This is a genomic window from Sulfitobacter mediterraneus, from assembly GCF_016801775.1.
GTDB lineage: Bacteria > Pseudomonadota > Alphaproteobacteria > Rhodobacterales > Rhodobacteraceae > Sulfitobacter > Sulfitobacter mediterraneus_A.
This window is the reverse complement of sequence record NZ_CP069005.1, coordinates 35,127-56,497: the sequence shown is the minus strand read 5'-3', so window position 1 is coordinate 56,497 and position 21,371 is coordinate 35,127. Positions and strand designations below refer to the sequence as shown.

Here is a 21,371-nt window from a genome sequence, read left to right as displayed (position 1 = left end):
CAGTATTCGCCGCGCAATATGCGGAGAATACTGGCGCCAATCTCCGCGGACTCCTCTGGACCTCTGAATGCAGGAGAAACTGCTGCCCCATCCCATCATGCCGCCTGCCCGCTCAACCGGCCATAGAAACTGCGCTCGAGATGCAGCTCCCCTGCCCCAGCTTTCTGGACAATTCCACGCAGATATCCACCAGGAGATGCGACTTCGCCTGCACAATGCTTTTCGAACGTGAGAACCAGCGCCGCAGTCGCGATTTGAGGCCCAAGCCGGTCCTGCGCAATGTTCCAGGCGTGCTCTGAGACGCCGATCATCGGCCTCAACTGCCCTGCAACACGGTGCAGATCGCCCCAATCCTTCAGATATCCGCCCATATTGCGCGCCCAGGACGCAAACTCAGGACAGGCTTGCATGACTGTCGGCAGATCCAGGGCGGCCCCGCGTTTCTTGCGCGTTTCAGCCACCCAATCTTCCAACTCCCTATCAATTTGCTCCTCCGGTGGCGCATTGGGCACCACGCCCGCCGCTTGCTCAGTTTCTGAGCGATTACAGGTTACAGGATTAAGTTCTGTTGTAATTAGTATGTGAGGTTCGGAAATGACCTCCCTGGGGTCCATTTTTTGAGTCTTCTGAAGTACTTGCTCGGTAGCTTCTGCGGTGTTTTCCACAACCTCATCCGCTCGAACTGCCTTGAGGTACGTGGCCTCTACACGTTCCTGGAGCTCTTTGAACCACGCCAAGAGTCGTTCCAGTGCCTCAGAGGCCGTGTTCCTGCGCGGAAGGCGATCCAAAAGATCCTCGAAAAGGCCTGTGAGCTGCGTCCACGGGCCTCTCAGCGCGCCGCTGAGCGCAGCCTCGATCCGCGCCCGGATCATCCGGCGGGACACAGTGATCTGCCGCTTCAGGCGCTGACAGTGCGCGCGCTCGGCCTGCAGCTCAGCGTGTAGCTGCTGAAACTCTTCTACGCGAGCGGACAGCGGCGACAAATCAAAGCCGTAGGCCTCAATGATACGGCCCTCTGCGTCCCTGTGGCCCCAACGCTTGCCATTGGGGCTGTCTTTGAAGGCGATTACACCGCTCTCGGCCAGGCGACGGGCATGGCGCTTGAGCGCAGAGAGTGAAAAGCCCGTCTGCTCCATCAGATAGGCATTGGAGGCCCAGACGATCGGGCGCTGACCCTCTTCCCAATCTTGCGCCTGCGTGAAGGCCCCAAGCGTATCGAGGAGCATCATATCCCCTGCCTTGAGGCCGATATGCGCACCTACGCGTTTCACGGCGACAAAGGCCTGTGTTTTGGGCACGGCTGCTCTTTCACCAGCCTGTGCGTGCTGTTCAGCGACGGCGAGTCCGGCTGTCGCCTTCCGCCACCCCGTGGGTTGGTTGATATTGGACATACCTTCACCGTTCTGAGGCATGCCTGTCCCAGTCACTCCATGCGGAGCATCATTGAATTTCGTCATTTTTTAGCTAGGCACAGAAAACCTGTTCGCCCGAAGACGTTTTTCGTTGTTTAGCGATTCGCGGGCTGCTAGGATTGTGGTGTGAAAACAAATCGCGCCTTTTGCGCAGCAGCCCTCGGGACTTCGGTTTCGAGGGTTTTCTTTTTGGTGCCGTTCTCCTTTTTGCTCGTTGCCTCTATCTTGGCGGTTAACAGCTGTTAACCGCCGCTATCCTTCGTGGCTCTCTGATTGGAACCGATCGAAGGAATCCTGAATGAGCTGGTCCAGATTCTGATCCAGCCAATCCGCGAATCTCGTGTTCTCCCCTGCCCGCTTGACGGTGACTGAGAGCCCAGATTTACCGCTTTTGATCTGCACACCGGGAACGGGCGAGCGCTCCTCGACAGATCGTTCTTGCTTACCTCGCTTGCCAATTTCCTTGAGAACGAGGTCCAGCCGTCCGTCGGAGTCGAGATCACCAGATTGACCAAGAACACCCAGAACACCCTCCTCCGAGAGTTGTACTTTCTCAAACGCCGTTGCGAGTGTGGTCCATTTCGGGCGCCCTGCCCCTGGAGCTGCGCCAATGGCTTCACCGACAGCCAAGGGTACTAGCCGATTGATACGCTCAAGCTGCGAAAGAGTGTTCTTGCTGATAGCCAAAGCCTGACACGCCTCCGCACGTGAGTAGCCTTGCTCCAGGATCGCGTGCGCGAACCGGACACGTTCATAATAGCTCAGCTCCGCACGGCCGGCATTTTCGAGGCCTTTCGCCATCAATGCATCAGTATCATCGAGCGTCCGGATCAGAGCCCGCACTGGTATCCCCAAGTGGCGGCAGGCAAGTATTCGTCTCTGACCGTAGATGATCTCAAAATGCCCATCACGATCCTTCGAAGGACGTAGAAGGACCGGGACTTGCTGCCCGGCATCAGCGATGCTGGTTGCGAGATCCTTGATCGATTCATTCGGTGCGGCGCTGTTAACAGCTGTTAACTCGATATCCAGCCGGTCCTTGGGTCCCCAAGCCAAGATAAGATTTGTATCGATATCCTGGATGCCGCCGAGACCCGCACGAACAGAGCCGATAGTTCCCTTCGGCAATGTTCGATGAGCTCTATCAGAAGCCCCATCTTTCGACGTCTCAGTCGCCGCAGTAATCGCAGCCATGATGCCGGTTTTGTTTTTACCCATAGCCATGATTACCGCCCCCAAGCCTGTTGAAGCATTCCCGCAATCTCAGCACCAACCGCATCCATGCTGTTCTTTGCGCGATCATAGGTCGATCTGGTCATCTCGGATCGCGCAACCTCGTAGATCGACATCTTGAGCATCGATGCGTCGCCAATAGCCGTACTACGCAGTCCGGTCGCCCCAACAACACGATCCTGAAAAAGAGCGCGCATAAGGCTCACGATCTGCTGACTGGGGATATCGCTCGGATCGTCCCGCGTAATGAGGAAGGAGAAAAAATCATGATCGAGTTTGACGCCCGTGTCCTCGATCACACCAAGATAAGCAGAAGTCATTTCGACAAACTGCTGGGTGGAAGCAAGGTCGAGCATGCTCGGCGTCATCGGCACGATGACCGAAGTCGCAGCGTAGAGGCCGGTCAAAGTCAAGAATCCGAGAGCTGGTGGGCTGTCGATAACCACCACGTCGTAGTCACCCTCAACGGACTGGATCGCCAGGCTGAGCTTCTCAAAGAATGCAACGCCACGACCTGCATTGACCGCAGTTTCTGTTTCAAACTCGCTTAGAACAAGCCGGGCAGGAGCCAAATGAAGGCTAGGGAAATAGGTTTCTACGATGGCCTCGGACATCGGCACCGGGTCTTCATAGCGAAGTGCGTCGTAAATCGACGCCCCTTCAAACTCCAGTTCAGTCTGAATCCCGCAAAAACCCGTGAGGCTCCCTTGCGGATCCAGGTCAATCGCCAAGACCCGGTAACCGTTCAATGCAAGGTAGTGACACAGATGAATCGCAGAGGTGGACTTCGCAGATCCACCTTTGAAGTTCATCAACTGAATAACCTGAAGCTTGTCGCCCTCGCGACGGCCGGGAAGGTATTTGCCGGCCTTACGAGAGCTAGCCTCCAAAAAATGGCGGGCTTGAAGGATCTCTTCACCGGAATAAAAGCGCCGTCCGTTCTTGATTACTTCCGGCTCCGGCAAGGACCCGTCGCTATGGCACTTGCGCAAGAATTGCCCGGTCACCCCTAGAAGATCAGCAGTCTCTGTAGCGCTGAATAGTCTCAAATTCTTGCGTTGATCGGGCGCGTAGGCTTGCTGAAGATGCGTCGTGAGCGCGGTGTGTAGACGCGCTGCTATCTGGCTTGTAAGCTCGGATTGAGACGCCGCTTCGATTGGTGCCGTCTGGAACATGGTTGCTATTTCTCTGCTCGAACGCGCTTATTTGCGCAACTTGACTCTAATGGCCGTGATTCACCATGTTAAGTCAAGGATTTTATCCACAAATTGTGCTGTCGGACCAAAGGGCTACTAGGGAAGCCACACACCCTCTAGAGTTAACAGCTGTTAACAGCACCCACGAACTAGTGGTACAGCAAGACATCTGTCGTCGATTGGGCGTTGCTCCCAACCGATCCAATAACGGTCCCTCGACCGAAAAATAGGCTGGCGAGAAAGACAATGCATATAGGCGGATTGAAACCAAGCACCGACAGATCTACCGCGGAACAAGGGCCCTAATGGGCCATATGTCGAAGTTACATTGATGCTCAAGAGCCGAAGTTAAACGCCGAAATCACATTCGCATCGCATCAACAAGGTTGGTTAAGACCCTGACGTCTGGCGCGTCAACGGTGCCCAGCAAGGTAGGGGGCAGCACCGTTGCTTTCCCGGCAGGAACAATAATCGACGTAGAGCACCGCGTAGATAGAACCAGCTCGACTACACCTCGCCGGACCTCAAGACCTGCTAGTTGAGCCCTCGTTGTTTAGGACGGATGAGTGGCGATCCGTGGCAATTTAAGTTCCCGAGTTTGTCCTTAGAACGAACGGTCGGCACTCCCTACAGCCGATGCGCTCGCTCGGCCGCTTCGAAAAAGCGCTGCAAATGAAGAGCGGATACCGTGCTTGCCGCCGCCCAAACTACGGCTCAATGACGCAACTCCTTTACCAGCTTTCTTGGGGCAGGTTGCGCCCAGTTTCGCCGTCCAGATGATCCACGTTGAACATCGATGGCAGTTGCCTTGCGAAGCTCAAAGGTGCAGGAACACCCGCCGACGAAATACTAGGGCAGCGGCCCGGATCAATGTCCAGGTCCTGATCGAAGCGCTTATCAATTGCCGGAGGCAAGCGGGTTCAGCTGTGACGACACCGGAGCTTTTCTCGCGGGCATCCAGTCCTTGTGCATGGTCGAGGATCTGACGATCCAAACTCATCAGGTGGGTCGCGCCATAACGGAGAAGTTTCAGTTCTCGGTCTATGACGCGGTGATCGTGGCTGCCGCGCTGATCGCCGGATGCACGACACTGTGGTGCGAAGACATGCACGACGGATTACTCGTGGAAGAGCAGTTGCGCATCATCAATCCATTCTCCTAACCGCAAAATGGGCGGCAACCTCGCAATCGTTCCATCGGATGGAAGAATTGCAAGGTTGTGATTATTTCGCGGGCTTCAGCAAACCCAACTTCTCCGCCCGTTCAAGCAGCATCCTCACGGACGACGGCTGCCAACTTGTCCGTCCGCGTGGTGTGCGCTCACGCATCGATTCCAGCCGATCGCAGATCGCCACTAGCGTGATGTCCGGGTCCGCGCCCTTGATGGCAGCGACGATCGCGGGCAGGCGGTCGTCGGTTTCGCGACGTCCGGCGCGGTCCAGAACCTCGGCGGGCAGGAACCCGTCGCGCACATAGGCTTTCACTGCGCGCAGAAGGCGGCTTTGCGTCCAGTGGCGGTCGTAGGGCAGGGGGCCATTGATGATCCGCAGCACATCTTCCCAGGCCATATCGGGTCGAAGTCGTCGGACATGTGGTACCCAGTCCTGCGCGGTCTCGTTCAGCCGCTCCATGTAGCCGTCTTGCCGCGCGAGCCGCACCTTGCGTAGCGCCGCTGGATCGCGGGCGCGTAGGCCCGGGTTCCCGCCGACCCGGCCCTTAGTACGGGCACTCGCCAGCCCCGCCTTGGTACGTTCGCGGATCAGCGCCCGCTCAAACTCGGCCGCGGCGCCCAGAACCTGCAGCGTGAACTTGCCTTGTGGCGATGCCGTGTCGATGGGGTCCTGGAGAGAACGGAAGAAAGCCCCTTTGGCCTCCAGACGTTCGATCACCTCCAGCAAGTGCGACAGAGACCGCGCAAGCCGGTCTATCCGAACGACAACCAGCGTGTCGCCGCTCTGGACGCGTTCGAGCACGCGGGCAAGTACTGGCCGCGCACGATTGCCGCCTGAGGCGTGTTCTTTAAAGATCTCTACGCAACCGGCAGATTGAAGGGCCTCAGACTGGGGCAGGGGGGTCTGATCCTCTGTGGAAACTCGCGCGTAGCCTATCAAGGGCATCAAATCATGCTTTTTGCAGTTTTACATATCACTAATAAACGACCGTTTGTAAACAGATGCAAGGGCGCCTCCAGTGGTGCTGCCCATCAAAAACCCCTTGGTTTTCATACGCTGAGCGCGATCAGAGAGATATCGCAGACCACCGCGCGCGCGTGCTATATAGGGTGGGCAGGGGCACCCTGACAAAACACTTGGGTAATATGCAAAAGTGCCGTATTTTGCACATATGAAGCCTCAAGTATCTACGCAGTATCATAGTTTTGACGATCCTCTAGTGGATGCGGAGGGGCTTGAAGAGACGTCTGAGGACGACCTGTGTGTCGCGTTTAGTTCCCGACTTCAATTGAAGCAGTAAGCTGAAACAAAAGCGCTGGAATTTCACCTTAGCGCTTCACCAACACGCCCAGCTTCACAGCCCAGCGGCTTTGGTCAGGTTCACCCTGAACCTGTCGCGCCTGCGCTGATAGCGCCGGGTCATCTCGGCCGACGCATGTCCGAGTTGCTTTTGAACATAGCGCTCATCAACCTCTGCCGACGAGGCGAGCCCGGCGCGTAGGGAATGGCCGGAGAACATTGCCAGCCGTTTGGCTTCCGGCAGATCGGACCTGACGCCGCTTTTTAGAACGGTCGCTTTGATCAGTCGCGCGACGTGCTTATCGGAGAGGCGCGCCTCGAGGGCGCTTTTGCCATCCCGGGAGATGCGCACGAAGACCGGCCCAAAGTCGATGCGTCCGAAGTGTAGCCATTGCTCGAGCGCGTGGACGGGACAGGTCTGGTCGCTTGAGCCGCGCCCGACCTCGACCTCGCGCCACCCGGTCTTGGCGTTAAGCGTCAGCAGCGCGCCTTTGTCGAAGATCTCGAGCCAGCCGCCGGAGTCCGGTGTATCATCCTTGTGTATGTCGAGGCTGACTACCTCCGACCGGCGCAGGCCGCCTGCATAGCCCATAAGCAAGATCGCCCGGTCTCGAAGCCCGCGGAGATCGAAAGGAAGGGTGGCCACCATGGCCTGAATGTCCTCAGGCAAGATCGCTTCCTTCTGGACCGGCGGGCGCGCATGCTTGCGTTTGATCCCGGCCAGAACGGTGGCGATGTGCCGGTCCTTGCGATCAAGAGTGAACCCGCGCTGCCTGTAGTTCCAGGCAAGCCCCGAGAGCCGGCGCTCGATCGTGGAGACCAAAAGGGCAGGGGCCTTCCCGGTTGGTGCAGCCAGATCAGCCACATATAGTCCAATCATCTCGGGCAAGGGGGGCAGAGGTTCCGTGCCTTTCAACCGGCACCAGCGGGTGAAGTGTTTCCAGTCGGCTGCATAGGCCTTGTTCGTGTTCACAGCTGACGAGGCCTCGGCATAGTCGCGGGCGGTCTCGATCAGTCGGTTGAGTGCGCCGGAGCCGGCCACATGAGCGGGCAAAGCGATTGAGGCTCCGTCCCGAGAAGTTCTCTCGTTGCGCTCGTCACTGTTCGGCGCGTCATACGACACTGAGCTCGAAATCTCTGCGTCCGACACGTCGGAATCCTCGATTTTGGTGCCGTTATTTGTGAGACTACCCATGCTTCAAGGCATATCACTTTTACGTCCGATAACGCAAGGTTATCGGACATTATGGTGAAAGATAGAGTGAGGCGCTTTCTGTGCTATTTTCTGGAGAAAAGCGCCGCGATGGTTTAGGCTCTAGTCATGACATTTGCCCGACCGGATCACTCCATCGACCCAGACACTCTACCCCGGATGCCCGCATGGGTCACCTCGGCACGTCCTGAAACCTTTGAAGATGTGGCGTTTTTGTCGGGCGCGGCGCTGAACCACCTGCATCTTGTGTTGGGACGCGAAGAGGTCCCCAAAGCCTTGTTGCGGGATCGGCTGGCGCTGCGAGCGGCCGAGGCATGTGTCGGGTTTTCTGGTCGTCCGGAAAGAGCCCCAGAGCTGCGCGATGCGATTCATCTTCTGCGCCCGGGCGATCTACCTGGCCCCGCGGGGGAAACTCACCTTGCCTGGCGTCGCGCGGTGGAACGGTCGGTGTCGGTCAAGGCTATGAGCCGAGCTTTACCGACCTTCGAGTCGTGCCAGATCGCCACATGGCTGGATGCGGGAAATGGGGCACCGGTGACCCGTGCCGCGGTGGTGCTGGATGCTGTCCTGACGGAGGCACCCCGTGCCGAAGTCCCGGCGTTGATCCTCGCGGACGCCGCCCTCGCCCATGCGCTTGGTTGGGATCATGTTGTGCCGCTGCTGGCTGCGGGTTTGAAACGCGCCGACCTGCGCAAGCGGGGTGACGATTTGCGCCTGGCCTGTCATCGCGCGCTCATCTCATCGACGCGCGAGGCCGTCCGTCTCGCCGCAGACCTCGCGCGGCGGACGGCGCATCTCAAAGCGGTCGCACCAAAGCTTCGGGCAAAGGGGGCAGGCGACACGGTCGAGATCTTCCTGACACAGGACGCGGTGGCACCCGGTGCCTTGCCTTTGCGGGACCGCGCCGCGCGGCGGCTCTGCGACCGTCTGGTGGACCTTGGCGCGGTCCGTGAACTGACCGGACGTGACACCTTCCGGCTCTACGGAGTCTGAACGATGGTCAAGGATGGACCAGACACCGAGCTTGACCGCGAGTTGCCCGACCTGCCGATGGAGCTGCGCTGGCGCGAATGGATGCGGCGGATCGAGGCGGTGCTGTTTGCTTCGGCCTCGCCAGTCACGCGCGAAGATCTGGTGCGCGTAGTGGGGCAGTCGGTCTCGGTTGATCTGCTGGTCGAGGATCTGGCCGCCGATCTGGAGGGGCGGGCGTTTGAGATTGCCATGGTCGCAGGGGGGTGGATGTTCCGGACGCGGCCTGTTTACGCGCCTGCGATCCGCGCCGCAGCGGATGTCGGGGACCAGTTGCTGGACCTGAACGAGTTCGACGTCGCGATTTTGGTGGCCATCGCCTGCCACCAGCCGATCACCCGCGATGGGCTCAAGGATATCTTTGGCAAAGAGATCAGCCGGGACCTGATCGGGCGGCTGCATGCACACGGTCTGATTGGAACTGGGCCGCGCGCGCCGCGTCGTGGTGCCCCCTATACCTTCGTGACCACAGACGCGTTCCTCGCAGCTTTCGGGCTGGAGAGCTTGTGCGATCTGCCAGACGCTGAACAGTTGAATGACGCTGGGCTGGCCGCGCGCGCCTAAAACTCACCGGGAATTTTCACAGCGCTTGCCGCTGCTGATCGAGCCGCGCGGCCGCCTGAACGAGATCCACCAAATTCGGGCCAGCGGTGATAGAGCAATGCTCAGCTTTGGGTTGAGGCAAGACGGCATCGGTGAATGATGTGACCAGTCCGCCCCAAGCTGGCGCAACCTGAGCGACGCGTTTCCAATAGCTGATCGCGGAACTTCTTCTCTTTTCGAACGGCGTCGACCGCCCTTCCGCCAATTTCTGAAACAGCTGATAGCGATCCCGATGAGAGAGGCGCGCGATGGACATTGGCCGTCGACTAAATTGAAAGCAGGCTGATCCAAGAAGGTCCAGGAGTGATCGCCCCTCTGCCATTCGATGCCCTGCTGCCTGCAGACGAAGCAGATCGTCGATCAGACGCTCAAGACGCCGAATCCCATTTGTGGAAGGACGGGTGCGTTTGCAGAGGGCCGCGCCGCACCAGGCGCAGATTTGATGCGGTACAAGTCGCTTCTGGCTGAACGGAGCCAATCCTTGTCCGCAGGACGGGCACCTGTCCCGAAGCCGACAACCGTGGCGAAAGCAAGAAACGCGTGTCGCCAGGCCCCAGTCTCGGCGAAAATAGGGCGTTTCGTGTTCCGCCAGACAAGCGGGACAGAACTGCAGCCAGGTAACCTGCCTCCCGGGTGCGCAGGTCTGCTGAGACCCTGGCCGCAGGGGCAAACGCAGCACGGCCAAAGGGTCGGGAGCAACGGTCAGAGCCGCGATGTCTTCCAAGGGTATGTGGGTATGTTCCCCCAAAAGCCGCAGGATGCGATCGGGCAACGCCCGATCAAGCCGTGCCGACCAGTTCTCACCCGGCGCTCCGAGAAGCGCGCCAAAATAGCGCGGAGGTACGCCGTTGGCGTAAGCGAGACGGTGCAGCCAACTCGACAGAAGTTCACCGGGTGCCGGCATGATAGCCACCGGCCAACAGTTTCCCACTGCATTTGCATACCGCTCTGCAGGTGTGACGGAGATCTTGGGCGGCCCAAACATCATGTCATCTCGTGACGCAAAGCGGAATTGCGACGCCTCGAGAGAGGCACATAGCCGAGGCCCGACAGGGTTGCGCCGGTGATCCGGCCCTCACAGCGCAAGATGGCCGCAACTGCGGCCCGGCTGACGATCTCGACAACCTCGCCGATCAGCCCCTCCGACAGATCGTGGATGATCTTTGCCAAGGGTTCGCGCGACAGATCGGAGGCTTCGGCGAGCGGCAGACTGGCTTCCAGGCTGTCGAGAAGCGTCGCGAACTCCTCGTCATAAGCCCATCGTGGAATGGGGATCGTATCGAAACGTGAGCCCATTTCGTCCGTGTCATGCACCGCATCGTAGATCGCGATTTCGCCGACAAGGACGGGTGAGATGTCATGCACCCGGGCGATCCGCCGCAAGAACGAGAAGATGGCCTTCACATCCTGACGCCGCCCGCGCAATGCGCTGTGGAACTCGTCGAATATCAAAAGGCGCGGCTTCAGGCGCTCCAGAAGATGATCCACCTGATCGCCGGCACGGGACAGGCTGCGCCAGCCAGCGGCTTGTGGTGCGCGCAATCCGGACAGGATGCTGGCATAAAAATGCGACAGCCCTGCACCTTCCCGGGTCTGGATCACCCACACCTTTTGCTGGTCGGCGGCACGCAGATGTTCGACGGCGAAGCGTTCGGCGATCATGGTTTTGCCGTTGTGGTAGGGACCGGCAAGCAGCAAACCGCGTGGGCGCAGCGATGGCGGTCGCTCAAGCAGCAGTCGCATTGCGTCATGCGCCGCGCCGGCGGCCGGATGACTGATCCAGCGCGGCGCGCGAACATGTGCAATCCGCACTGCGTCATCGGCCTGCAAGAGCGGCACTATGGCGGGCATGAGGTGGTCCGGCACCTTACCAATCTTCGACAGGGAAGACCCGCCGCGGACGATCCGGGTCGAGCTTTGCCTGGGCCGAGGCGGAAGGCGCAGCGAAGTCGGCATAAGGCTTCTTTGCCTCGGTGGCATGCCGGGCGCGGGTCATCTCCTTCAACCGGCTTTTCGGGGTTTTGGCGGCGGCAACAGTTGTGGCGATTTCGCGTCGGATGGCTGATGCCTCCTGTACAGGGCGCCGCTGGATTTCACGCCGCCGCTGTCGATCCGCCTGGTGCTGCCAAAGCGTGATCGGCTCGGCCAGTCCGTCCCGTCGCCTGACCGGCCGCCAGGCCTGCGTATCCGGATCCTTGACGTAGACATGGCTGATGTCGCGAGGATCATAGCACAGGTCGAGCGGCTCCAGCCGGTCACGACGCGCAACCAGCGGGCCAAGCCAAGGCTCGAAATAGTCGATGGCGAAGAGACTGATGCCCTGAGGTGAAATTTTCCGCGTCTTGCGCGGCAGGAAATTCAGCAGCACATCGACAGGTGCATCGATCGGCCGGTCTTTCGGCTGGAATCGATCTTCCCACTCTTTCGCCGGAACGGTCAGCTTGCGCGCATTCTGGCTCAGGTTGTGGTCGATGATCGAGAGCGCGATGCAGCGTTCAAGATCCGCGAAGCTGAGCCGAGCCCGCGCTTCCGAGGCATAGTCGCCCCGATCCGCGATGGAACGCCCTGTCTTCCCCGGCAAGGCGCGTAGCGCCGTGTTCACTTTCCCCAGCAGGCGTTCGACGACTCCGCCCCGATGCACGGTGCCCTTGTTCCGCATGCGTATGGCGATGCTATAGTCCTCGCATCCTCTGCTGAAGGTGCCGCTCTGGAACTCCTTGGCGGAATCGACGACGATCTGCTTCGGGCGACCATGCATCGGCCAGGCATGATCGATGCCGCGTTCTGCCAGCCAGTCTGTCTTGCAGCACATCGCGTGCGCCAGACAAAGCGCGACAGACAGTCGTGACGGCCGCTCGAGGGTCAGGCAGAAGCCGATGATCGCGCTCGTGGCCACATCTGCGGCGATGGTCAGATAGGGGCGACCAACGAAGAGGCCGTAGTCATCAATCACCTCGACAAAGTGGATGTCTGCCGGCGTGTGATCGATCTGGGCAATGTCGAGCGCGTGGTCAGCCCGGATGTAGCCTGGTCGCGGCTTCAGCCGGTGCAGGTGTTTACTATCTGACAGGCGGCGGCGGGCAATTTCTTCCGGGGCGAACAGAGTGGGGATCCGCCGGGCGACAGTGACATAGGCAGGCGGAGTGTGCCCTTCCTCTGCGCAGCGGGCGCGGATCTCTTCAACGATCGGTGCAAGGTCCGGCTGCTCGGGGCAAAGCCACATCTCCCGCAGGGTCGTCGCGATGATGCTCTCGACCGCGAGGCTGATCCTTGATTTCCTTGTCCCACTCGTTCGCGGCAGCAGGGACGATACCCTGCGTTCTTCTCGATACCGCGCCAGATAGTTGTAGACTTGGCGGGTTGAGAGCCGCAGCTCGGATGCCGCGCGCACCACGGCCTCACGCACCGGCGCCGCTCCATCAAGAATCCGGTCCAACTCGCGCGCGATCCGCGTTACCTTGGACCACGCTTCATCCGAGGCATGCCCTCCGCCAGACGTCATCGATATGAAACTTTCGAGACCGGCTGGGCCGTGCGCCAACAGGGCAGCCACTTGCTGAAATACAGAACCAAAATTGAAGCCCTTAGCTGAAAAATGATGTGCGATATCGCGGTATCTTCTAAAAATCACGTAATAATCATGTGCTGAAATGGTGAAGAAAATGCGACACTGTGGTTCCTGCCCGGTCCGATGGAAGTGGAGCCGGATTATCTGCCGCCCGGATCGAGGGCACAGCTGCCTGAAACCGCAGTCCTCGACGATTGGCGGAAGGCAGAGGCAGGCAATGCCGCCCATCTCGCCCGTGTGGCTGGCCGGATTGGCGCGCTGGATGACCGTCTGCACCGTGGCCCAAAGGGCTGGCGGCACAGGCTCGCGCTGATGGAGGCGGCAGACCTCAGCTGGTTTGTGGGTGACCGAATTGGCCCGGATCGGCTGGCGCTTTGGATATCCATGCGCTTGTCCGGGGTGCAGGACGACACCGCAGCGCTCGCGCGTATCGGATGGGCGGTGCGCCGTCTTACAGGCGGTCCCGGTCCAGAAGTGGACCTATCCGCTTTCCTCGATCGCCGTGACCCTGAAAACATGGCTAATGAAGCCGAGCCCTTTGCGGATCGCGCGGTCGGTTGGCTTGACCTGATGGCGCAAGCCGCCGACCTGCATTCGATCACACGCGCCTGCATGGGGTTTCACCTCTGGAACCTTGCGGGCCTCGGGCAACAGGGCGACCGGATGGAAGCGGCGGTTACCGCCGCACGCATTGCCGCGAGCGAAGGCCCGAATTTGAATGGGGGTGCTATCTTTGCGCCTCTGGCTATGCGCGGGGCTGGGGGGCTGCGCGCCAGCGGCCCACCTGCTGAGCGCTTGGAGCGTTGGCTCGAGGGAATGGAAACAGCATGCCTGACCGCGATGCGGCACCTCGACGATATCCAGGCATGGTCAGCGCGGGCGGACAACATGATGGCACCGCTCTCTGGCAAGACACCACCAGCATTGCGCGCGGTGCTGACAGAATGGCCCGTCGTCTCCGCTCCAATGGCCGAGACCCTGACCGGTGCCAGCCGCGCCGCCGTCCAGCGCAACCTTGCTTGGATGGAAACGCGCGACCTGATCCGCGAGGTGACCGGAAAGGGGCGTTTCCGCATGTGGCGGGCGATGCCATGAATCACCTCTAAAGAAGCACTAGTTTTGGTGCGTAACATCTGTTGATAGTTCAACGGAGGCGCTGAATCGTGACAGAACGAAAATACGAGACAGTCGATTTCGACGCGCGGCTCAGCAATAGTAGTCAGATGGATTTGCAGTGTTTTCACCTATCTGTGGGATCCTCTAGTCGCTCTAGCCTCAAATTCTTCATTTCGAAATCACGAAAGAATAAGTCTCTTGGGCGCACAAACTGGGGCACGAAAATTGCGATCTCCCCGTGGACAGACGGGGTCAGTTTATAGAGTTGGGCGACCGCCCCATGAAGCCGAAACAGCCGATCACCGCTCAGATCTTGATCAATGCCGCCGTCGCGTACATGAAGGCGATGCCGCCCAGAAACCCGACCAGTACGGCTGGTGACATCAGCGCCGCCTGCCTGTCGGCGTTTTGACGTACAAGGTAGGCGCTGACCTCGACCATGACTTGCAGGATCGCACCCGCTCCGACGGCGAGTGCCAGTGCCGACCATTGCGGCGCATAGGCAAGGCTGCCCGCCCACATTCCGAGGATGGCCGGGCCACCGGCGAGCAGGGTCAGGGCGGCAAACGTCCAAAGCGTTGGCCGGGCACGAAGCATCGGGGCGGCGATGCCGATGCCCTCGGTGACATTGTGCAAGGCAAAGCCTAGGACGAGGAAAGTTCCAAGCCCCGCCGACCCGGCGGCGAATGCGCCGCCGATTGCCAGCCCTTCGCCCAAGTTGTGAAGCCCGATCCCGAGGGCAATGTAGAACGCAAGCGCGATGCCTTCCGGATTGCCGCGCCAGCGCCCGATAGCCATCAATAGAAGAAAGCTTGTAAGCGCCGCCAGCCAGACCATGGCAGAACCTTGGAATATCGCGGCCGCTTCTGCCGATAGCTCCAGTGCCTCGGATATGGTGTCGATCAGCAGGAAGGCCAGCAACCCGACCGTCAGCGCCAGCAGAAAGTTCATCCCCCTTTGCCCGACGCCCTTCATGGCCGGATAGAACATCAGGCCAAGCGCTACCGGCAAAAGGCCGACGATCGCCCCGATCACCGCCTGGAGCCGAAGTTGCCCCCAGGTGGGACTTGGCGTCGAAACTGCAACCGCGATCTCGTGCCCAAAGGTCGCGCCTGTGTTCGTCAGCAGATTGACATGATGGGCCTCGCCAAGGACCCACGGATAGGGAATGCGCAGCCAGACCGCATCGCCGCGGGCAATCGGCCCCGCCGGTTCCTGCGTGAAGGTCCAGTATGCATCATCCACGGCAACCTGCGCGACCACCATCGCTTCCGATCCGCCGGCGCGCACCCTGAGCGATATCCCCGACCCATCGAGGATCGTCCGTTCGACGGTCAGCGCCTCGACCGGGGGGGCGCCATTGTTGAAGCCGCGCAAGGGATCGAGCGAGGCGATCCAGACAAAGGCGCCCAGCATGACGGCCAGCGGCACGAGGACGAGAAGCAGGCGGGTCATTGGCGGGCGGCTGCGTTGGATATGATCGGTCATGCTCCGGCCTCTCGCACGTCGAAAAATCCCATCCAGCCAAGTTCGGTGAACTCGGCCTGGTGCGCATGGAACATATACATCCCGTCCTCGTGATCGGCGAAGCTGAACTCGAGGATGCCGCGCTGCGCCTGACACTGCATGATCACATCGACCGTGCGTAGGGTCGGCGTGAGCTGGGTGCCGGTGTCGTAATAGTCGAAGAAATTCCCATGCAGGTGGAACGAGTTGATCGGATCGAACTCGGTCGCGTTCATGAGGTAGATGCGCACCGGGCGCGACTTGTCGATCCGGATCGGCGCGTTCATGTAAGCTTGGCCGACCGTGTTTACGGCATAGACCTCGTTCTCACCATCGAAATTGGTGTCAAAGCCGTTCATCACCATCGCCAGTTCCTGCCATTCGGCGTTTTCCGGGCTGCCCAGCACACGCGACGCCGCAACGGCCGCAAATTCGGGGTGGCGCGCCGGATCCGGATCGACCACGAAAAGGCCGTACATGCCCTTGTGCATGTGCCGTTTCAGTGGCAGGGCATGGCAATGGTAGAGGTGGCAGCCGAAGGGCTTGGCATCGAATTCGTAAACGAACTCCTCGCCCGGATCGATCAGCCCGGCGCCTTGAACGCCGTCCATCCGCGCCGAGTGAATGCCGTGAAAATGCATGGAATGCGGGTGTGACCCGAGGTTGCGAAAGACGATCCTCAGCCGGTCGCCCTCTTTCGCTCGCAGGGCGGGGCCTGGCACGCGACCGTTGAACGTCCAGGCGGGAAAGAATACGCCGGGAGCGATCTCGATCTCCGCGTCGATGGCGTCCACCTCGAACGTTCGCAACGTGCGCCCATCCGGCAGGACTTCGGTGCGACCGGTCTCCCAGTCGGTCAGCATGGCCGTCGGGTCGAACCCGTTCCGGGCGTGGTCGACCTGGCCGACCATCGTCATGTTGCCATGCGCCATGCCACTGTCATGGGCCGAATACGGATCGACCGCCCCGCCGGACATCGCATGCCCCGCCATCGGGTCGGGCGTTGCCTGGGATTGCGCGCGGCTCGCGGCCACGGCCGCTCCGCCGGCAGCCACCAGACCGCTGACCAACAACGCGCGTCGCGACGCCGATACTGGCTCCGTGACCATCGCAGGTGGCGCTGTGGGCCGAGATGTCTCCACGGCGGACGACACATCGCGCCCTCGCTTGCTGGTATCGACAGGCATGGACGATGTCCCCTCAGATGACACGCAGGCCAAAGTCCCGGCGCAAAAAGTTAGCTTCGGCTAATAATCATCGCTTAGGCTTTACGAGTCAATCCCGATCGTGCGAGGGTGACGGCATGACGGATGATGAGAACCTTGACTCAAACGAGGCAGAGGCACGTGCGGTCGAATCCCGCGCCGAGGCCTTCATCGGTGTGCGCGAAGCGCGGCGCAGCGAAGTGGCGGAAGATTATGTCGAACTGATCGCCGAACTCATCCACGAGAACGGCGAGGCCCGGCCGGTCGATATTGCGACACGCATGGGCGTGACCGCGCCAACAGTCGCCAAGACGCTTGGCCGTCTGGCGCGGGACGGCTTGATCACCCGTGCGAAGTATCGCTCGGTATTTCTGACCGAGGAAGGCCGGGCGCTCGCCAAGGAATGCAGGCACCGCCACGAGATCGTCTTGCGGTTTCTCCTGAGCCTCGGGCTCGACCCCGAGACGGCTGAACGCGATGCCGAAGGCATCGAGCACCATGTCAGCGAACGGACGCTTGCGCTGTTCGCGGCGTTTTCCCAGCGGTCATAGTCGGGTGGTTGCCGTTGAAGTAAGCGGGTTGACCTTAGACTTTAACTTACCAATCGAGGGGTCCTCGAGGCAATGTTCTACAAACAGGCTGATAGGCGGTGTTAACCATTCTCCGGACGGACTTATTCCAAAGCTTCTGTGACGGGGATGCCAAGGGCGGTGTAGCTGTTGACGACTGCTAAGCGGAACTGAAGCTTCGCACCATGGCGGCCAAAGTCCGACGCGATGAGCGGCTGGCCAAGCAGTTTCACACATTGCATCTTCGTCTCGGCGCGGCTTCGGCGGGGATATCCGCTCCATTGCCGCCAGAGCGCACAGCCCAGATACTGCGATGCCCGTATGGCCTAATTACGAGCCGCCGCTACAGCTATGATCTCGATCCAAGCTTTGCGTTCTTACGGGGCGAAATAACGGAATGAGAGCCGGAGCCAGAGATGGCATCGTAGCATTTGCGAGTGGCGTAAGTTCCGTGTGCCGTGACGCTCCCGATCTCATGGTCGCGATATCGAAGCCGCTGTGCCTAAATTTCCAGACAATCTGCGATTTCACGAAGTGTCGCTGCGCAACTTCGGACCACGTATCGTGCGAGCAGTTTTCTCCTCCCAAGCAAACTGGAAACTGCCAGGATCGCATGTTTGCTCACGAAAATTTGCCCTTGAACCTCTAGCCACTAGAAGTCCTATCTATTCAATGAGAACACATACCGTTCTTGCCATCAATCGCCGGCGGGAACCGAAAGGGTACAAAATGCTGACAAGACGACACTTCATTCAGACAACAACGGCGCTTTTTTCGGTGACCGGTCCCGGTATGGCTTTTGCCGACACTTGGCCCACCGAGGCTCAGAAGGCTGAATGGGACGCACAGGTGACGCCTCAGGATTATGTTGCCGAGACTTCCAACCCATGGGGATTGCACCCGCGGTTCCTGCCGCAACGTGTCGTCGCGAAGGCCGGGCTCGTGCCGGGAGATATTCATGTCGATGCGGTCGCGCGATATCTCTACCACATTGAAGAGGGTGGAACCGCGATGCGCTACGGCGTGGCCATCGCGCGGGGGAACCTCTACGAGCCGGGTGTCTATATCATCAAGCGCAAGGTCAGGTGGCCGCACTGGCAACCGACACAGAGCATGATCAATCGCGACCCCGAACTTTATGCTGACATTGCCGATGGCATGGAACCCGGACCGGAAAACGCGCTTGGATCAAGGGCGCTGTATCTCTACGTCGGGGATCGCGATACCCTTCTGCGCATCCATGGCACTCCGAGCCCACGGAGTATCGGTGGCCGCGCAAGTTCGGGCTGCGTACGGATGGTTATGGCCCATATCAATGACCTTTACCCGAACGTCGAAACCGGCTCTACGGCCTATCTTTACTCGGCAGAGGACAGCGTCACTGCCCGCAGCTAAGCCAAGCAGCGGTCGGCAAACGTAGCTAAGTTTCGCGAGGGGTGCAGATACGATTGCCGTTCGCCGTGCGCAGCGGCAGCAAGGTCGTTTCAACGGGGCCGCTGTGTTCGTACCAGTAGCACCCGTCTTCCGGCACCAAGCGCGCGGTTGCAACATCCTGATCCGGGGCAGCCATCGCGATCACGGCTTCGGGAACGTTGCCCGGCTGGTCTGCCGCGTCGCCCGGCCCAGTCGGCTGGACTGCGCACCCGGCCGTAAGCGACAGCGCCACTGCGACCATCATTTTTTGCTTCAGCATCAAAACCCGCATCAAGCTTCCTTTCATGTCTGTTTTTCTTTGCAGCGGCTGTTCATGCCTCAAGGCGTGATGGAGCCGGTCACCGCATCCTCTAGCAATAAATCAAACTGAAATACCACCGTATTTTGCTCTTGAAGCTCTAGCTACTGTAGGGGCTATGTCATGGTAAAGCACCCGAATCCAGAGGTCCGTTCATGCCGTCCGACACCCATCGTCACGACCACGATCACGCCGAAGATGCCCAGACAAGCGGCGGCAGCTGCTGCGGGAGCGCCGGAGCGTGCGGCGACACCGTTCCGGCGACCCCCGCGCCAGCGGGCGGGCGCAGTTTTCAGGTGTCCGGCCTCGATTGCGCCGAGGAGGTAGCAATCCTGAACAAGGTGGTCGGCCCGAAGATCGGCGGGGCCGAACATCTTGCGTTCGACGTGATCAATGGACGGATGACTATTCTCGACAGCGCCAAGAGTGTATCGGACGGCGAAATTGCAGAACTGGTCGCAAGCACCGGCATGACCGCCAAGCCTTGGGATGCCGAAAACGCGTCGGTCGACCAGGCGGCCCATCTTGCACGCCAGCGGCTGTTTACGGCGCTCAGCGGCGGCTTCTGGGCCGCGGGATTTCTGTGGCACATCATCGAGACCGGCATGGGGGGGGCACTCGGCCTCTTCGCAGGGCACGGCGAAGCGCCGATGCCACTGGTCGAGGCAGGGTTATTCGCGGTTGCGATCCTGTTCGGTGTTTGGCTCGTGGCGCCCAAGGCATGGTCGTCCGCACGGCGGCTGTCGCCCGACATGAACCTGCTCATGGTCGTCGCAGTCGCGGGTGCAATTGGCCTCGGCGAATTTTTCGAGGCGGCGACGGTTGCGTTCTTCTTCTCGCTCTCGCTTTTCCTCGAAAGCTGGAGCGTCGGGCGTGCGAGGAATGCGGTTTCAGCTCTGCTGGACCTGGCGCCGCCGACGGCAAGAATTCTTTATGATGACGGTTCGGAAGCGGACGTACCGGCTTCCGCGGTTGCTATCAACGCACGTTTCGTCGTGCGCGGCGGAGACCGCATCCCATTGGATGGTGAGGTTGTCGATGGGGCAGGGGCCGTCGATCAGGCGCCAATCACCGGAGAGAGTGCGCTGGTTCCAAAGGAACGGGGCGACGAAGTCTATGCCGGTACGATCAACGGCGAAGGCACACTGACGGTGCGCGCCACGAAGGCCGCCTCGGACACCGTGTTGGCCAAGATTATCCGCATGGTCGGCGACGCCCATGCCCGCCGCGCGCCGGTGGAGCAGTGGGTGGCGAAATTCGCCCGCATCTATACGCCTATCGTCATGGCTCTCGCCATTGCAATTGCCCTGCTGCCGCCGCTCATTTTCGGTGGGGCCTGGGATTATTGGTTCTACAATGCACTCGTGCTGCTGGTGATCGCCTGCCCGTGTGCTCTGGTCATCTCGACACCGGTCTCCATCGTCGCCGCACTCACCGCCTCAGCGCGGGCCGGAGTGCTGATCAAGGGAGGTGCATATGTTGAGGCACCGGGCAAGACCACTGCATTGGCCATGGACAAGACCGGCACGATCACCATGGGCGAGCCCGAGGTGGCGGCGGTGCATCCGCTGGGCAAAGCATCGGCGCAAGATCTGATGACCCTCGCCGCTGGGCTGGAGGCACGTTCCTCGCATCCCTTGGCGCGTGCCATTCTCGCGCGGGCAGAAGCCGACGGCATCAATGTGTCCGCCGCGGAAGATACCCGAACCGTTCCCGGTAGGGGACTTGAAGGACGCACAGACGGCCGGTCGATCTGGCTAGGGTCCGACCGGTTTGCCGAGGAGAAGGGTTTCGGCGACGCCATTCCGAAGGATTTGCGCGACCGCATCGAAGGGGCTGGCAGCACCCTTGTTGCCGTGGGCGACGACACCGGCGTGACCGGCATCCTGGAATTGCGCGACCGTATCCGCCCCGACGCCAAGGGCATCGTGGCACAGCTCCACGCGCAGGGCGTGAAGACCATCGTCATGTTGACGGGCGACAACGAGCGGACAGCGCGCGCCGTTGCAGCCGAGGTCGGCATCGACGAGGTCCGTGCCGAGCTTCTGCCCGAAGACAAGGTGACTGCCATCGAAGAACTGGTCGAAACGCATGACATGGTGGCCATGATCGGCGACGGGGTGAACGACGCCCCCGCCATGGCGCGCGCGCATTACGCCATCGCGATGGGTGCTGTTGGTTCGGACGCGGCAATCGAGACGGCGGATATTGCCCTGATGACCGACGACCTCGGTAAGGTGCCTTGGCTGATCGGTCATTCGCGCCGGACAATGTCGATTATCCATCAGAACATCGGTATTTCCTTGGCGACCAAGGGCGTTTTCGTCGTCGCTACTGCGTTCGGAGTGGCATCGATGTGGGGCGCTATTGCAGCCGACGTAGGAGTGTCATTGCTGGTGGTGGCCAACGCCCTGCGCCTGCTTAACAGCCAAGAGGCCAAGGCGCCGCCGTCCGGCGGTGAACAGGTTGGTCCACAGATGGTTCGGGGAGCACTCGCCCAAGATCACTAAAAATGCCT

General features: G+C 60.3%; 18 protein-coding genes and 2 pseudogenes. 7 read left to right on the top strand and 13 right to left on the bottom strand.

Annotation, left to right across the window (positions count from 1 at the left end; translation table 11 throughout):
• Window positions 1-95 precede the first annotated feature (95 nt).
• The 3 genes from repC to repA form a co-directional block, all read right to left on the bottom strand.
• Window positions 96-1,391, bottom strand: coding sequence for a plasmid replication protein RepC (gene repC, locus JNX03_RS18895; protein ID WP_203212322.1), 1,296 nt, complete (start codon window positions 1,389-1,391; stop codon window positions 96-98).
• 273 nt (window positions 1,392-1,664) lie between these two features.
• Entirely contained in the window at window positions 1,665-2,636 is a 972-nt protein-coding gene (gene repB / locus JNX03_RS18890) for a plasmid partitioning protein RepB (RefSeq protein WP_231024365.1), read from the bottom strand.
• Window positions 2,637-2,638: 2 nt separating this feature from the next.
• Window positions 2,639-3,820, bottom strand: a complete 1,182-nt coding sequence (gene repA / locus JNX03_RS18885) for a plasmid partitioning protein RepA (protein WP_203212320.1) — start codon at window positions 3,818-3,820, stop codon at window positions 2,639-2,641.
• A 991-nt stretch (window positions 3,821-4,811) separates the two neighbouring features.
• Between repA and JNX03_RS18880 the strand changes: the two genes are divergently transcribed.
• Window positions 4,812-5,003, top strand: coding sequence for a hypothetical protein (locus JNX03_RS18880; RefSeq protein ID WP_203212319.1), 192 nt, complete (start codon window positions 4,812-4,814; stop codon window positions 5,001-5,003).
• A 61-nt stretch (window positions 5,004-5,064) separates the two neighbouring features.
• Here JNX03_RS18880 and JNX03_RS18875 read toward each other — a convergent pair whose 3' ends face one another.
• Together JNX03_RS18875 and JNX03_RS18870 are read right to left on the bottom strand one after the other, a co-directional pair.
• Window positions 5,065-5,958, bottom strand: a complete 894-nt coding sequence (locus tag JNX03_RS18875) for a recombinase family protein (RefSeq protein WP_153217566.1) — start codon at window positions 5,956-5,958, stop codon at window positions 5,065-5,067.
• Between the two features lie 409 nt (window positions 5,959-6,367).
• Window positions 6,368-7,507 carry a tyrosine-type recombinase/integrase gene (locus JNX03_RS18870; protein WP_231024340.1) on the bottom strand — a complete coding sequence of 380 codons (1,140 nt, stop codon included), beginning with the start codon at window positions 7,505-7,507 and terminating at the stop codon, window positions 6,368-6,370.
• A gap of 126 nt (window positions 7,508-7,633) precedes the next feature.
• Between JNX03_RS18870 and JNX03_RS18865 the strand changes: the two genes are divergently transcribed.
• Both JNX03_RS18865 and scpB read left to right on the top strand, forming a co-directional pair.
• Window positions 7,634-8,518 (top strand): DUF1403 family protein, encoded by an 885-nt coding sequence (locus tag JNX03_RS18865; RefSeq protein WP_203212318.1) that lies wholly within the window; start codon window positions 7,634-7,636, stop codon window positions 8,516-8,518.
• 3 nt (window positions 8,519-8,521) lie between these two features.
• Window positions 8,522-9,118 carry an SMC-Scp complex subunit ScpB gene (scpB, locus tag JNX03_RS18860; protein WP_203212317.1) on the top strand — a complete coding sequence of 199 codons (597 nt, stop codon included), beginning with the start codon at window positions 8,522-8,524 and terminating at the stop codon, window positions 9,116-9,118.
• 16 nt (window positions 9,119-9,134) lie between these two features.
• Here scpB and JNX03_RS20635 read toward each other — a convergent pair whose 3' ends face one another.
• The 4 genes and pseudogenes from JNX03_RS20635 to JNX03_RS18845 form a co-directional block, all read right to left on the bottom strand.
• On the bottom strand, window positions 9,135-9,413 hold the full coding sequence (locus JNX03_RS20635; RefSeq protein ID WP_231024342.1) for a hypothetical protein: 279 nt from the start codon (window positions 9,411-9,413) through the stop codon (window positions 9,135-9,137).
• A 312-nt stretch (window positions 9,414-9,725) separates the two neighbouring features.
• Window positions 9,726-10,061 (bottom strand): annotated as a pseudogene (locus tag JNX03_RS20740) (TniQ family protein); the annotation flags it as partial.
• Between the two features lie 80 nt (window positions 10,062-10,141).
• A complete protein-coding gene (locus tag JNX03_RS18850) occupies window positions 10,142-11,008 on the bottom strand; it encodes a TniB family NTP-binding protein (protein ID WP_203212315.1) in 867 nt (288 codons plus the stop codon).
• Between the two features lie 16 nt (window positions 11,009-11,024).
• Window positions 11,025-12,659, bottom strand: coding sequence for a Mu transposase C-terminal domain-containing protein (locus JNX03_RS18845; RefSeq protein WP_203212340.1), 1,635 nt, complete (start codon window positions 12,657-12,659; stop codon window positions 11,025-11,027).
• 189 nt (window positions 12,660-12,848) lie between these two features.
• Between JNX03_RS18845 and JNX03_RS18840 the strand changes: the two genes are divergently transcribed.
• The gene (locus JNX03_RS18840) at window positions 12,849-13,820 is read left to right on the top strand and encodes a hypothetical protein (protein ID WP_203212314.1); all 972 of its coding nucleotides are present in this window, start codon (window positions 12,849-12,851) and stop codon (window positions 13,818-13,820) included.
• 327 nt (window positions 13,821-14,147) lie between these two features.
• On the opposite strand, the gene JNX03_RS18835 is transcribed toward JNX03_RS18840, so the two are convergent.
• Together JNX03_RS18835 and JNX03_RS18830 are read right to left on the bottom strand one after the other, a co-directional pair.
• A complete protein-coding gene (locus JNX03_RS18835; RefSeq protein ID WP_111733993.1) occupies window positions 14,148-15,329 on the bottom strand; it encodes a metal transporter in 1,182 nt (393 codons plus the stop codon).
• Window positions 15,326-16,456: a multicopper oxidase domain-containing protein gene (locus JNX03_RS18830; protein WP_111733995.1), complete on the bottom strand. Its 1,131-nt coding sequence runs from the start codon at window positions 16,454-16,456 to the stop codon at window positions 15,326-15,328. The genes JNX03_RS18835 and JNX03_RS18830 overlap by 4 nt, the downstream gene beginning before the upstream one ends.
• Before the next feature lie 194 nt (window positions 16,457-16,650).
• Here JNX03_RS18830 and mntR point away from each other — a divergent pair, with 194 nt between their 5' ends.
• Window positions 16,651-17,103, top strand: a complete 453-nt coding sequence (gene mntR / locus JNX03_RS18825; RefSeq protein ID WP_111733997.1) for a manganese-binding transcriptional regulator MntR — start codon at window positions 16,651-16,653, stop codon at window positions 17,101-17,103.
• Window positions 17,104-17,225: 122 nt separating this feature from the next.
• Here the strand turns inward: mntR and JNX03_RS20630 are convergent.
• Window positions 17,226-17,602, bottom strand: a pseudogene (locus tag JNX03_RS20630) (transposase); the annotation flags it as partial.
• Window positions 17,603-17,850: 248 nt separating this feature from the next.
• On the opposite strand from JNX03_RS20630, the gene JNX03_RS18820 reads away from it, so the two are divergent.
• Window positions 17,851-18,516: a L,D-transpeptidase gene (locus JNX03_RS18820; RefSeq protein ID WP_111733999.1), complete on the top strand. Its 666-nt coding sequence runs from the start codon at window positions 17,851-17,853 to the stop codon at window positions 18,514-18,516.
• 25 nt (window positions 18,517-18,541) lie between these two features.
• On the opposite strand, the gene JNX03_RS18815 is transcribed toward JNX03_RS18820, so the two are convergent.
• Window positions 18,542-18,826 carry a hypothetical protein gene (locus JNX03_RS18815; protein ID WP_111734107.1) on the bottom strand — a complete coding sequence of 95 codons (285 nt, stop codon included), beginning with the start codon at window positions 18,824-18,826 and terminating at the stop codon, window positions 18,542-18,544.
• 182 nt (window positions 18,827-19,008) lie between these two features.
• Between JNX03_RS18815 and JNX03_RS18810 the strand changes: the two genes are divergently transcribed.
• A complete protein-coding gene (locus JNX03_RS18810; protein WP_111734001.1) occupies window positions 19,009-21,363 on the top strand; it encodes a heavy metal translocating P-type ATPase in 2,355 nt (784 codons plus the stop codon).
• Window positions 21,364-21,371 lie beyond the last annotated feature (8 nt).